This is a genomic window from Pedobacter changchengzhani, from assembly GCF_004354365.1.
Lineage (GTDB): Bacteria > Bacteroidota > Bacteroidia > Sphingobacteriales > Sphingobacteriaceae > Pedobacter > Pedobacter changchengzhani.
Map to the genome: position 1 here is coordinate 366593 of NZ_SJCY01000001.1, position 14684 is coordinate 381276.

A 14684-nucleotide genomic window follows, 5' to 3' on the forward strand; every position below is an offset into this window, starting at 1 on the left:
CATTAAGTAACTGCTAGGCAAATTATTCTGCGCATCTATTAAAAATGTTACCGTAAATTTTCCCTGCTCTTTATTAAAAATCTTAAATTGTACCTCATATCAAAGCCGAATGATTAACATTGCTAGTTGAAACCATATTGTGGCTTTTTTAGACTTATTATTCGTATTAATGGTTAAAGTTGTATTATGCTTAAAAAAATAGCTGTATTATTTTTAATTGTATTGTTTTATGCTTGTAATCAAAAAAAGGAGCTTAAAGTTATTCCAATTAACGATTTTTTTAAAGCAAAGGATAAAGCTTACTATCATGTATCGCCCGATGGCAAAAGTTTGTCTTTTTTAAAATTGCAGGATAATACTTCTAATCTTTTTATTGATGATTTGGCTACTGGAAAAAGTACGCAGCTTACCCATTTAAAAGACAAAACATTAATTTTTTACTTTTGGACAGGAGATAACGAACTCGTTTATTACACGCAAGACGAATCAAAAGAGCGGAAATCAGATTTGTTTGTAATCAATAAGGATGGTAGTAACCAAATTCAAATTATCTCAAACGAGCAAACGAAACTTAAAATTTTAGAAGATAAATTAATTGATGGTAAATATATCATTGTAGCCTCTAATAAGCGGGATTCGACTGTTTTTGATGCTTATCGCTTAAATGTTAGAGATGGTAAAATGGTTATGGTGGCAAAAAACCCCGGTAATATTTCGCAATGGATGACTGATAATAACGGGATATTGAAAATTGCAGTATCTAGCGATGGCGTAAATGAAACTTTGCTTTATCGCGAGAATGAAACCACGGCATTTAAACCCGTAATGACCAACAATTTTAAAAATACTTTTAGTCCTGTGGCGTTTGCTGAGAATGAAAAGGATGTTTTGTATGCAATATCCGATATCAATAGAGATAAAAATGCGCTTGTTGCCTTCGATTTAAAAGCAGGTAAAGAGAAAAAAGTACTCTTTAGTACCGATTCTTTAAATGTAATTGATGCGAAATATTCTAAAGTAAAAAACAAAATGCTTTTTGTTACCTGCGAAACATGGAAGAAGGAGAAATTTTATTTAGATGAGCCAACTAAAGTAAAGTATGCTAAAATTGATAAGCTTTTTCCGCGTACAGAATGGCGTATAATGGATAAAGACAAAACCGATAATGTATTTGTAATTCGCACGTTTACTGATCGCAGTCCCGGTTCTTATTACCTGTATAACGCAAGTAAAAATAAACTCAAAAAATTATCAGATATCAATTCATCTATAAAAGATGATGATATGAGTGAAATGAAACCTATTAGCTATAAAAGTAGTGATGGTTTAACAATTAATGGATATTTAACTTTGCCTAAAAATAAGAAATCGACTAATTTACCTGTTGTGGTGTTGCCACATAATGGCCCTGGAGGAAGAAATGTTTGGGGTTATAATGCCGATGTACAATTTTTAGCAAATAGAGGTTACGCAGTACTGCAGGTAAACTATAGAGGATCTTCGGGATATGGAAAAGCTTTTTATGCTGCGGGTTTAAAACAGTGGAGCGATAAAATTCAAGAAGATGTAAATGATGGTGTGAGGTGGCTTATCGACAAAAAAATTGCTAACCCGAAAAGAGTAGCTATTTATGGCAATGGTATCGGCGGATTTATTGCGCTAAATTGTATGTATAGAAATCCAGATATTTATGCATGTGGAGGATCTAACTCTGGCGTAATTAACTTATTTAGTTACTTAAAAACAGTTCCGCCATATTTAAAAACTTACCTGCAAATGTATTATGAGATTGTTGGCAATCCGAATACAGATACCGAGTTTATGCGTTACGCATCGCCAGTTTTCCATGCTGATAAATTTAAAAAACCGATATTTTTTGCTCAAAACACAAAAGATCCGAGAGTGAATGTTGCCGAAGGTGTACAGTTTGTAAAAGAACTAAAAAAGCGAAACGTTAAAGTAGATTACATCGAAAAAGAAGAAGCGACTAACCCAATTAAGCGGCAGGAGGAGCGTTTAGCTTTGTACAAAGCATTGGAGGCATTTTTGCATCAAAATCTTGCCAGCCAATAAGTTATGATGCTTGATAAAAAAAGTGGTTATCGAAAAAACTTTTCGCTTATCGTAACCTTTATTGTGCTTACATCTATTTTATTTATACTCTCTTTATTTCTGGCTTTTAGTTTTAGTAAAAAATCTATCGAAGGTGCTTTCGTTTCAGAAAAAGTAAATATTTTAGAACAAACGATTAAACCGTACAACGATTTTTTTCAGAATAAAATGCCCGAAGTTTCCTATTACAATGGGTTTTTAGATTCTGCTACTGCATCTAAGTTTGTAGATACCATCGTATTAAACTATCCATTTGTATCCAAAGTTACCTTTTACGATTCGGAGGTAAAAAATATTGCCGTAAAAGACGGGATGAATGTTGGCCACTTATCTTTCGGCCCTAAATCAATTTATCAATTTGGGAAAGGGATTTTAAAAGATTCGATTAAGTTGTTTTCGGAAACCGACAGGCGTGGTTTCAAAGTTGGCGATGATTTTAATGGAATGGCTTATAAGTTGGTTATTTTTGTCGATCAGTTAGATACGTCAAAAGTTCCTTCGCAGGAGGAGTTATTCACAAATTTCTCGGTAATCAAATCTAATAAAATAACATATTTAAATATCCCTCGTAGAGAAGATTTAAAGGTTTATAAGCAAATGATTGATAAACGCTTAAATACTTCTTCCGTTTATCAGCAAGATATGCTTGTTTTTCAACTCGATGCATATAAGCTCAAAATATTAAATGCAAGGCCATTATTGTATCAAAATATAGCAGTAAAGCCTTTAACTTACGATCCAATCGATTTATCGGATGAAAAGATGAGAACGGAAATTGCTTTACCAGGTGCGTTTTCGGATTTTAAGCTATACTTCACGTCGTCCAAATCTTACATCAAAAAAGAAATATTTTTTTATTTTTTACCCATTGCAAGCGTACTTTTACTTGTTTATGGCGTTCTGCTTTTGGTGGGATTTTTAATTTTTAGGAATTTAAACATCAACCGGAAAATGTTTAAATTGCAATATGATTTTGTAAACAATCTTACCCACGAATTTAAAACACCAGTTAGCGTAATTAAAATTGCAGGCAATAATATCAAAAGTGCTCAATCTTTAACCGAGAAGGAACTGAAGCTTTATGGCCGTATTTTAGATGAAGAAGCCGATAAGTTAAACGGTTTAATGAACAAATTGCTCGCCTTTACGCAAATAGAAAATAAAGCCATAAAACTGAATAGGGAAGAGGTAAACATTAAAGATTTTATCGAAAGTACGATAGAATCACACACTTTAAAACATCCAAATTTTGAAATTACATCAGAAATTTCGGGTTTTAAAACGTTCATTACCGATCCTGTACTTTTGGGTAGTTTGTTTGATAATTTAGCTGAGAACGCCTATAAATATTCGCCGCCAGCACAAAAAAAACTCCACATTAGCGCAAAATTAATTAAAGGGGTTTTGGTGTTTCGCTTTGCGGATAAAGGAATAGGCATCCCGGATAACGAATTGAATAATATTTTCAAAAAATTTTTCCGAATACAAAATCAATATAACCAAAATGGTAGTGTTGGTTTAGGTTTGGCTTTTTGCAAAGAACTGGTTAACTTTATGCAGGGAGAAATTACAGTAAAAAGCAAAATAAATAAAGGCACAGAGTTTAAAATTGTACTGCCCTATAATAACTAAAACGTTGAGAGTTTAAACGCTTAAAAATTTTATATTTAAAAAATTGCAAAGGCTAAACCGCACAGTTTTTAAAACAAAAAAATATGTCTAAGGAAGTAAAAATACTAATTGTAGAGGACGACGAAAATCTACGTTTTTTGGTGGCGCATCGGTTAAAAGTAGAGGGTTATAATGTTTTGGAAGCCCACGATGGAGATGCAGGTGAGCGAATTATTTTGGCCGATCAGCCTGATATTGTATTATTAGATTGGATGCTGCCTGGTAAACAGGGCTCGGAAGTTTGCGAAAGCGTACGCAAAGAAGGTTTCGAAAACTTGATTATTATGATGACTGCCAAAGCGCAAGATGTAGATAAAATTGATGCTTACAATTTTGGTGCGTCTGATTACATTACCAAGCCATTTAACATGGATGTTTTGGTTGCTATGTTGGAGAGTAAAGTAAAATTCATTGTAAATAAAGATAACGTAGAAATTCATCGTTTTGGTAACATGGAGCACCATCCAAATGTGCATGCCTTATTTAGAGATGGAAAAAAGATAGAATTAACTATTTTAGAGAACAGAATATTGTTGTATTTTTTGCGTAATCTGGGCAAAGTAATTAATAGAGATGAATTAATGTTGGTGGTTTGGGGTTACAATTCTGATGTAAATACCCGCACATTAGATATGCACATTGTTAGGTTGCGTAAAAAAATCGAAGCAAATCCCGATAATCCACAACTTTTGCAAACTGTTAGGGGCGTTGGTTATCGTTTTAATGTTGGATAATTAGCTTGTGTGTTATTTTAGCTTTATATTCACAAAAAAAAAGTAATCGATTATTATTGCATTTTATTTTTTGAATATACGTCTCACATATTATATCTACATTTTGTATTATCAGAATATTAGCATTTCTATCAACCAAATCTTCTATCCATTTATTTTTTAAAAAAAGTAATATTTTTGTTTAATGCCAATTCAATCAATTCAAATCCGAAATTTCAAATCCATTAGAGATACTGGTGAATTAGAAGTAAAACCTTTAAATGTTTTAATTGGTGCTAATGGTGTTGGCAAAAGCAATTTTATAAGTTTTTTTAAATTTTTAAATAAACTGTATGAACAAGAGTTACAGCTTCATATTAGTAAAAATGGGAGAGCAGATAATTTTTTATATTTTGGGAGGAAAAAGTCTGATTTTTTGGGTGGGAAAATAACTTTTGATAATGAGTATAGAAACCAATTTGAATTCCAAATGGTTCCTGATCAATCAGGTAGTTTAATTTTCTCTCAAGAGTATAGTAATTTTAATAATTCAAATAATAATCACTGGAATAAATCTAAGATAAGTATTCCGGGAGTGCAAGAGAGCCAACTTAAAAGTTCATCTTCGTTTAGAAATAATTATATAAGGACGTTCTTGGAATCACTACGTATTTTTCACTTTCACGATACTGGTTTTAATTCTAGAGTTAAACAAGCTAGTGGCGCAAATGACTATGCTTTTTTGCATGAAGACGGTGGGAACATTGCAGCGTTTTTATATCGTTTGCAACAGGCCAATAACAAGCATTTTAAATTCATTGAAAAAATTATACAGTCTATCGCTCCTTTTTTTGATAGGTTTTATCTTCAACCAGATGAGATTAACCCTCAACAAATTTTTTTAAGATGGTTTGAAAAAGGTTCGGATATTATGTTCAATGCTCATAATTTATCAGACGGAACGCTAAGGATGATTTGTTTGACTACGTTGTTAATGCAACCAAAATTACCTACCACAATAATTATAGATGAACCTGAACTTGGCTTACATCCCTTTGCTATTAGTAAATTAGCTTCTATGCTAAAAAGCGCATCAGAAACCTCGCAAATTATTATTTCGACTCAATCTGTAAACTTAGTAAATGAGTTCCAAGCAGAAGATATAATTGTGGTTGAGAGAAATGATAATCAGACAGTTTTTATTAGACAGTCGTCAGAAAAGCTAAAGGAATGGCTTGATACTTACAGCATGGGTGATTTGTGGGAAAAGAACGTATTGGGAGGGAGACCGAGATGAGGGGTATTTACATATTAGTTGAGGGTGTTACTGAAGAAGAATTTGTAGAAAAGGTGTTGGCACCGTATTTAATTAAATATGAAATTTATGATGTTCGGCCAATACTTATGCAAACAAGTCCAGGTTTTAAGGGAGGGGATGTAAAGTATGTAAGATATAAAAACAACGCGGAAAGACTTTTACATAGTGAAAAAGATGTTGTTGTAACTTCTTTAATTGACTTTTTCCGATTGCAATCCGATTTTCCAAATTATAGTCAAGGGCTTACAATGTTTGACAAGGTAGAGCGTGTCGAGTTCTTAGAGAATGAAATTTTAAAGGATACTAATCATCCTCGATTTATACCATATATACAGTTGCACGAATTTGAGGGGTTGCTATTCTCTGATATAGAGGCGTTTAATATACTCCCTGAATTATCACCTGATCAACAAAAAAAACTTAAACAGATTGTTGATGAATATCCAAATCCGGAGCTCATAAATGATAAGCCTGAAACTGCACCATCAAAAAGATTAAAGCAAATTATCCCAACGTATAAAAAAACTTTGCATGGGCCATATTTAGCTGAAGAGATTGGAATGGAACAAATTTTAAAGCAATGCCCACGTTTTGCGGTATGGGTAAACAAATTGATTTTATTTTTTGAGGATAAAAAAAATTAAATCTCCCAAATTGGGAGATTTTTTTTTGAATCAAAGCTTTATAAATACCTATTAGTGGGTATTTCGAGGTCGAAATTATTACTGTATTTTAGTTGGATAAAATTAAATCCGATATGAAAGCATTTATTATCTCCATCATCTTCTGTATTGCAGGCATAAAATCCTTTGCGCAAAACCAAAATGCGTTAGTTATTGGTATCGATACATACAAGCCATTAGGGTCTATAAAGCCATCAGCAAGTGGGCGAGTAGATTTTAGAAATTTAGATGGTTGCAGGAATGATGCTTTAGCCGTAAAATCACTCATACAGAGTTTTTATGCCTTTAAGCCACAAAATGTGGATACGCTTTTTAATAGAAAAGCAACACGGGCGAGTATTTTAGCAAAGTTTGCAACACTATTAAATAAAAGTAATGCTGGCGATGTCGCCTTTATTTATTATGCTGGTCATGGCAGTCAACAGCGCAACTCGCTTACTAAAGAGAAGGATAGCTTAGATGAATCCATCGTGCCTGCAGATACCTATACCGCAGGTGTTGGAGATATTAGGGATAAAGAATTAGCGAAAATTTTTAATGCTTTTATTGATAAAGGTGTAAAACTTACAGTGATTTTAGATTGCTGCCATAGCGGATCAATGAGTCGTGGTTTATACGATAAGCCTAAAAGCAGATACATTGCAACCAATTATTTCGATGCTAAAGATGATTCAAATCCGCAAGCACCCGAAGATAGAAAAGAAGGCACATTTTTAATTATATCTGCTGCGCAGGATGATGAACCGGCAGAAGAAGCTGTTGATGAAAACAAAAAACCGCATGGTGCATTTACCATTTCGTTATTAGAAGCCATAAAACAACAATCTGTAAATGCCTCTGCATTAAATTTATTTAGAAGTATTGGGGTAATTTTAAAAAGCAAAGGTAAAAGTCAAGAACCTGTAATTGGTGGCGATGTGGAGCGCCAAAATCAAACCCTGTTTGGTATTGAAAGAGGAAAACTAGCTGATAAAATTTTAATTCCTGTTGGAAGCGTAGATGGAACAACCGTACAATTGCAAGGTGGATTTGCCGAGGGTTTATACAAAGGCCATCAATTAAAAGGAACAAACGATACCACCTTAGTTTTGGAGGTAGAAAAAGTAGATGGTATAGACCAAGCCACAGCAAAGCTTATTAAAGGCAGTATTAAAAAAGTTAAAGTTGGGCAATTGTTCGAAATAAGTAATTGGGTTTCATCTGGTGCGCCTTTGTTAAAGGTTTATGTGCCACAGAGTGTTTTTACTGCCGATCAGGTAGATCAATTGGCAAAATTGAGCGTAAAACTGAAAAACACAGAATCCGTTAAATATGTAGATGATTTTGAGAAAACAGATCCCGATATATTAGCTTATTTTGTTGATAATAAGCTTTATGCTAATATTGATAGAAAAGCGTTAGAAGAGATAAAACCCGACTTGAAAAGTTTGGAAAAGATAAGTGCAAATAAATCTATTTTTTTAAATCTTCCTGCATCTAAAGACCTAACCGATAAGTTAAAACAGGTTTTTAGCGTAAACAAAAGTATAGTTATTGTTAATAATGCTAATGATGCAAATTACATTTTATACGGTACAGTAAATGCCGAAGGACAACCGAGTTATGGGTTAATTAATGCACAAGCATCAAGCAAAGATAGTTTAGCATCTATGCCTTTGCAAACGAGAAACTACGCCGTTACCGATAAAACTGCAGAAAATTATGATGATGTAGCTACAAATATTTATGATTTAGCAAAAAGCTTAGCTAAAGTAAAAGTATGGCTCACATTGGCATCTCCGGTTGATGATAATAATGTTTTTCCTTTTCATTTAGAGTTTATAAACAATAAAACTAAGGAGGTGGTTGGTACGTCAGCGGTTAAAATTGGCGATGTAATTTCGTTGCGTTTGGTTGCCGACTCTAACTTCGCAACACTGCCTTCGGTACCACAAAAATACGTGTATATTTTTACCATAGATAAATATGGAGAAATGCAGTTGGCTTATCCAAATCCGCGGGCAGGAAGTGTCGAAAATAAATATCCATCGGATAATACGAGAACAATTTATGATATGCTTACCTTTAAAATTAAAGAACCCGTAGGCATCGATAATTTTTACGTTTTAGCCTCTGATACCCCTATCCCTGGCTATGCGGTTTTGTTTAATCAAAAAGGGACAAGAGGCGCAGGCGGTAAATTGCCCGATCCGAAATTGCACCCTTTAATTAATTTATTAAGCTTAGGCAATGAAGATAGTATTGGCGCAACTAGAGGTGTAGGTTTCGAAACGCCATCTACTTGGAATTTATTAAAAGCCCCGCTAAAATCTTCGCACTAAAAAAATACAAGATTTAAATAACCTCATCAATGTAGTATTGAGGAGAAAATTAAACCGTTCTACAATCCTTAAACCGTTAAAATTGAAAAAAGCCGGAACCAAAAAATCAGTTCGTAAAAAATTATCTGTGTGGCATTATCTAAAAAATAGAGATACCATTTTGGCGACGATTTCAGTTTTCTTAATAATGGGTTTGCTAGCACTTATTCCAATAAATACGCATATTCTCGATCCTTTTAAATTGGCGCTGCACGATTTTAACTACAATGATTTGGTGTATTCTAAAATGGGAAAAAATAAAAATACCTCCATAGATACCAATATTGTTGTCGTAAATATTGCAGATGCCGGGCGTTTAGAAATTGCACAAATGATCCAAAAATCGTACGATGCAAAAGCAAAGGTAATTGGTGTAGATGTTTTGTTTAAAGTGGCCAAAGATCCCTCGGCAGATTCCGTACTGAACAATACTTTCAACACTAAAAATAATGTTGTAATGGCCTATAATTTGTATGAAGATCATAGTATTTTTAAGCCAGAAGGTTACTTTTTTAATCAAGCAAAAAATAAAGGTTATGCAAATTTTGTAGGCGAAGAGGAAGGTGTAATAAGGTATTTTAAGCCCGAGGTTGCGTATGGTAATTTGAACTATTTATCTTTTGCATCTGCGATTGTTAAAGTTGCCAATCCAATTACTTTCGATCAGCTAAGCCATAGGCGTAAAGACTTCGAAATTATTAACTATCGTAAATCGAGCGCCAAATATTTGGTAGTTTCTGGCGAAAAGTTAATCAATGGAGAAATTTCTACAAGCATATTAACCAATAAAATTGTATTGTTGGGTTATGTGGGGAAGAATGAAAAAGATATTGAAGATAAGCATTATACGCCATTGAATGCGGTATTTACTGGTCGCGGGGTGCCCGATATGAACGGGATATTTATCCATGCAAATATTATCAGCATGGCAATAGACGATGCTTACGTACACCAAACTCCAAATTGGATAAATTGGACCATTGCCTTTTTACTGTGTTGGATACATATTGCTTTTTTTATTAAATATTCTTTAGAGGGACATATTTGGTTTCACTTAAAAGCAAAATTAGTTTCTTTAACTATGGCTGTTCTTTTTGTGTATTTGGGTTTGTGGTTCTTCTATTATTTCGATACTCAAATTAATATGACCTTAACTTTAGCTGCGGTAATTTTAGCATTGGATGTTTTGTATTTTTACGAATCTTTTGCCTTATGGTTGCATAAAAATTGGGGCTTTAAAACTGTTTTCCATCATGATGTACATTAGAATAGTAGTAAGTATTAGTTTTTTTATACTTGGTTTTTCATCTAGTTGGGCAAGTGAAAAAATGCCACAATATGTTGTTTATCAAGTTATTGGTAAATGCTCAAAGGTTGCACTAAAAAAAGTTTCTCTCCTAAAAAAAGGCGATTTCTTAAATACGCCCGATGTTGTGAATCTGGCGGAAGGATCTACTTTGATTTTAATTTGCGCAAATTATAAAGCTTTTCAGCTTAATGTTAAAGGTAAATATGCGGTAAGTACATTCAAAAAATATTGCGCCAAAAGCGATGGTTCTTTTACTGCAAATTATTTTCGTTTTGTGTGGGATGAATTAACACACCCACATTCCTCGCCAGAAGTAGAACCAGAAAAGTATATGAAAACTGCAGGTGCGGTAACGCGTGGGCAAGAGAAGTACAATCTCAGCATTCGCACCGATACCATAAATATGTACGATGGTGATTTCGGAATTAGATTTACGATAACCAAAGAACCAGCAACGGTAAAGTTTTTTGCATCGATAAATCCTTTTAAAATTTTGGTTTCGCAACAATCTAAAGATTTTATATCCTTTTTAGCGTTCGCTAAAACGCAGCCACAACCCGGAGTATATTATTGGTATATTAATGAGTTACCGTATAAAAAGAGCAATTTACATGTATTAAACGTGCTCAACGAGAAGCAGTACAAAACAACTGTAGCACAAATTCTTTCCAAAGTTATTGGTAATAATGATGCAGATCGCGCATTTATGGGTGGGTTTTTGCTCGAACAAGAACACTTTTTAGGAGAAGCTCAAAAATATTATAAACTCGGCTTATCGCTCAATCCTGAAAGCAAAATAAATCAAAGGCTTAGCAGGATATTCTCTGAAAGTGGCTCTGTGTTGTAATGGACTGTTTTTTATATCGTGAAAATGAATGTAAACTATAAAATTTATGGTCGGAGCTAAAAATTATTTAATATTATTGGTGGTTTTATGTTTCTTCACGGCCTCTGCGCAGGTGCAAAAAGTAGATCAAATATTAAAGATGCCAAATAGTTTGGCAAAATTGGATCTGACGATTTCCCAACTGCAAAATCCATTCGTTGCAAATACAAATGAGCTAAGTAAATTAATTGATAATCAGTTAGATTATGTAAAAACATCGAAGTTGCTTAAAACTAAAATGCTTTTAGCGGTTGCAAATTTTTATTTTAATCAAGGAGATGAATTAAGCGCAAAGCAAAACTTAAAAATTGCAGAAAATCAATTACTTGGCATAAAAGAGAAAGAAAAAACTGAGTTATTAGTACAGGTAGCGAAGTTAAATGCACAGCTGGGAAATAATAAGTTAGCTAAAGATTATCTCCAAAATTTGGAAATCAAATCGCGAGGGGAAATAAGTGCTTACGTTTTAATCAATAATCTTCTATTGCAGGCAAATGTATATGCACTGTTAAAAGATAACAAGAATAAAAGCGAAGTTTTAAGCAAAGCTGATGATATCGCAACCGATTTACGTGTAGATATCGATGAATCTGAGGCCAATCACATCCTTTGTCAATTAATTATAAATTCAATTCGTTTAGGTAGATTTTCTAAGTTGGATTTATATTATAATCAACTCTTGTTAAAACAGAATAATAGCAACGAACAAGAATTTCAGCAAGCAGTTGCGATGTATCAAGATTTTAAAAAACAATATGTTAACGCCGAGCGCAATTACAAAAAGTTAACTTCTGCGTATTTACAAGGTAATCGTACCGAGTACGGTTTTGAAGCAATTGTTCGATTGGCAGATTTGTACAGTAGAAAATTAAGTGTAGATTCTGCTCAGCGCTATTTTAAACTTGCTAAAGAAAATCTTAATCCTAATATTTCAACGCAACCCTTAGGCCTATTATATACCCAACTGTATCAAAATCATTTACAGCGGATTAGTAAAAATAAGGGATTGATTACCAGCGTTTCAAAAACATTAAAGCAACGAGATTCTACTTATAAGCTGGAATTAGAAGCATCGTTAAAAGAAGCAAATTACAAATATTCGCTCTTAACCAATAAACAGCAAATAAAATTATTAACTCAACAGAAAGAACTCGCCACTTTAAATGAGTTAAAAGCTAAACAGCGCAATTACTTAATCACATTAAGTTTGGCATTGTTGGCTTTGGTTGCCTGTACTGTTTCTTATGTATTTTATCAGAAAAGAAAAAGAAGTTTATTGCAATTTAATATCGAAAAAGAGCGCACTGCGCACATACATCATTTAGAAATGAATAAAATGTTGGCCACTTCGCAAGAGGAAGAGCGAACGCGAATTGCAGAGAAACTACATGATGAAATTGGCTCAATGTTGGCGGTTGTTCGCCTTAATCTTTCTAGTCCTTCAAATAATGATACGGTTGTTTTGCCAAATGGTCAATTGCAAACGGCATCTAAAGTGCTGGCCGATGTAGCAGATACGGTTAGGGAAATGAGCCATGAGCTGATGCCAATTGCCCTTAATAAGCTAGGATTAAAAAAAGCAATAGAGCAAATGATTTGGGATATAAATGCATCGAAAAAGATCAATATCGAATCGGTAATTATGGGTATGGAAAAGGGGGAAAATATTTTTACTTATGATTTTCAGGTTAATATTTATAGGATTATACAAGAGCTTTTCCAAAATATTTTAAAGCACGCCAATGCGAAACATGTTTTGTTTCAACTGTTAATTAGAGCAGATGAATTGAATATAATGATCGAAGATAACGGCATCGGTATGGATGCGAATGCTGAAATTACAGGGCGAGGAATTAAACTTATAGATGCGCGCTTAAACAATTATAATGGAAAACTTTCGGTGGATAGTCGGCTTGGAAAGGGTACATTAATTATTATAGATATCCCAATTAGAGACATTATGGTAAGTTAATAGTGAAAGCTGAAATTGGCAGATTTATGTAAATTATTGTATATTAGTTTTTTAAATTAAAAGTCTTGACTAAAACTTCTCTCTATATTGCAGATGATCATCAAATTTTAATAGATGGCTTAACTGCATTTTTTCATACTACCGACGATTTGGAGGTGATTGGACATGCCAATGATGGTATGACATTGCTTCGCGAGTTGAACCACAAAAAGCCACAAATTATTTTGTTGGATTTGAATATGCCAAAGTTTGATGGACTAAAAACATTGCAACGATTGGTGATTGATTATCCGCAAATAAAAGTGATTATTCTCTCCAATTACGATCAAGCTCATCTGATTAAAGAAACAGAAAAAATGGGTGCGAAAGGTTATTTGCTTAAAAACGGCTCGAAGAAAGAATTGTTAGAAGCAATTGAAGCCGTGAAAAATGGTGGAACTTATTTTAATATTAAGGAGCCAATAGAAGATACTGAAAGTGATGTGTTTGTGGATGTTTTTAAAAAACGCTTTCAGCTAACTAAAAGAGAAATCGAAATTATCCGTTTGGTTTGTAATGGCGCCTCCACACCAGAATTAAGCAAAAAACTTTTCATTGCGGAAAATACCGTAAATACGCACCGCCGAAATATTATGTACAAGCTCGATGTTAAAAATGTGGCTGGGTTAATTGGCTTTGCTAGAGAAAACGGGTTGTTGTAAAGACGGCTTTTTTAATTTTAAATTGAGCATAAATAAGGTTCTTTTCCTTGCACGGAAGCATGACGAAGCAGCCTTTCTAACAAAATAGATTGCTTTGTCGGCTGAAAGAGCCTCCTCGCAACGACGAGTTATTCTATTACATTTATGAAATCAATTCAACTTCAAAAAACGGTGTGCTCCGGGCGGCCGTCCTTACGAGGAAGCATGACGAAGCAATCTTTCTAACAAAATAGATTGCTTCGTCGGCTGAAAGAGCCTCCTCGCAACGACGAGTTATTCTGGCCGGACGCCTTTTTCTATCGTTTGATTTCCTCGCTTACTAAAAATTGAGCCAAAAAAAATCCCTCAGACATTTTTCAATGCTGAGGGAGTGAGATTGTTAATTTGGGGAATTAGTTATAAATGTTCCAAGTATATTGGTAACCTGTAACTGGGTTTATCGGTCCCCAAGATGTGTAAGAACCATCAGAGAATCTAGCAACACCTACTAATCTTGTTTTTCCTGGCATTGCCCAAGTTGTAATTTTGCTGTTTGGAGAAACACTAGTTCTGTAGTTTCCATCAACATAAATTTCTACATAGTAACCGCTGTAGTTATTTACTACAATATCGCTGTAGTTAGAACCATAAATGTCGCCACGGGTTTTAGAACCTACCGCTCCTTTTTTGTTTGTTGGAGCGGCATACTTTGCTGCATCTTTGGCCGATAGTACCATTCCTTTACTATCGATAACTTTTTTCTGCTTAGCTTGTGCGTTAGCAACGTTTACCGAGATTGTGCTTGTTGCGAAGATCGCAAGAGCAATTAATAATAGCTTTTTCATGTCGTTTAATTTAATGTAGTTTATGAATGTAAATGTATAGGCTTTCTCGTTATCCTGAAATACCTACTTATAGTGATTTTTCGATTATTTAGGCTGATTGTGCGTTTTTCGAATTTTTCTAAGCACTCGTTTTTG

General features: G+C 33.9%; 11 protein-coding genes. 10 read left to right on the top strand and 1 reads right to left on the bottom strand.

The features are described from left to right. Positions 1 to 186: 186 nt before the first annotated feature. From EZJ43_RS01610 to EZJ43_RS01655, 10 genes are all read left to right on the top strand, one after another. Positions 187 to 2073 carry a S9 family peptidase gene (locus EZJ43_RS01610; RefSeq protein ID WP_133260907.1) on the top strand — a complete coding sequence of 629 codons (1887 nt, stop codon included), beginning with the start codon at positions 187 to 189 and terminating at the stop codon, positions 2071 to 2073. A 6-nt stretch (positions 2074 to 2079) separates the two neighbouring features. Continuing rightward, positions 2080 to 3744, top strand: a complete 1665-nt coding sequence (locus tag EZJ43_RS01615; protein ID WP_317126387.1) for a sensor histidine kinase — start codon at positions 2080 to 2082, stop codon at positions 3742 to 3744. An 83-nt stretch (positions 3745 to 3827) separates the two neighbouring features. Then, on the top strand, positions 3828 to 4517 hold the full coding sequence (locus EZJ43_RS01620) for a response regulator transcription factor (protein ID WP_133260910.1): 690 nt from the start codon (positions 3828 to 3830) through the stop codon (positions 4515 to 4517). Positions 4518 to 4701: 184 nt separating this feature from the next. Then, positions 4702 to 5793 carry an AAA family ATPase gene (locus tag EZJ43_RS01625; protein WP_133260911.1) on the top strand — a complete coding sequence of 364 codons (1092 nt, stop codon included), beginning with the start codon at positions 4702 to 4704 and terminating at the stop codon, positions 5791 to 5793. Continuing rightward, positions 5790 to 6458 (top strand): DUF4276 family protein, encoded by a 669-nt coding sequence (locus EZJ43_RS01630; RefSeq protein ID WP_165953067.1) that lies wholly within the window; start codon positions 5790 to 5792, stop codon positions 6456 to 6458. Before EZJ43_RS01625 ends, EZJ43_RS01630 begins: the two co-directional genes overlap by 4 nt. Positions 6459 to 6571: 113 nt before the next feature. Continuing rightward, the gene (locus tag EZJ43_RS01635; RefSeq protein ID WP_133260914.1) at positions 6572 to 8818 is read left to right on the top strand and encodes a caspase family protein; all 2247 of its coding nucleotides are present in this window, start codon (positions 6572 to 6574) and stop codon (positions 8816 to 8818) included. A gap of 82 nt (positions 8819 to 8900) precedes the next feature. Further along, positions 8901 to 10124: a CHASE2 domain-containing protein gene (locus EZJ43_RS01640; protein ID WP_133260915.1), complete on the top strand. Its 1224-nt coding sequence runs from the start codon at positions 8901 to 8903 to the stop codon at positions 10122 to 10124. Further along, positions 10111 to 11013, top strand: a complete 903-nt coding sequence (locus EZJ43_RS01645) for a DUF1398 family protein (RefSeq protein WP_133260916.1) — start codon at positions 10111 to 10113, stop codon at positions 11011 to 11013. The genes EZJ43_RS01640 and EZJ43_RS01645 overlap by 14 nt, the downstream gene beginning before the upstream one ends. 46 nt (positions 11014 to 11059) lie before the next feature. Beyond that, the gene (locus EZJ43_RS01650) at positions 11060 to 13024 is read left to right on the top strand and encodes a sensor histidine kinase (protein ID WP_133260918.1); all 1965 of its coding nucleotides are present in this window, start codon (positions 11060 to 11062) and stop codon (positions 13022 to 13024) included. A 65-nt stretch (positions 13025 to 13089) separates the two neighbouring features. Further along, a complete protein-coding gene (locus EZJ43_RS01655; RefSeq protein ID WP_133260919.1) occupies positions 13090 to 13725 on the top strand; it encodes a response regulator in 636 nt (211 codons plus the stop codon). A gap of 392 nt (positions 13726 to 14117) precedes the next feature. Here EZJ43_RS01655 and EZJ43_RS01660 read toward each other — a convergent pair whose 3' ends face one another. Next, positions 14118 to 14549 (bottom strand): hypothetical protein, encoded by a 432-nt coding sequence (locus tag EZJ43_RS01660; RefSeq protein WP_133260920.1) that lies wholly within the window; start codon positions 14547 to 14549, stop codon positions 14118 to 14120. Between the last annotated feature and the right edge of the window lie 135 nt (positions 14550 to 14684).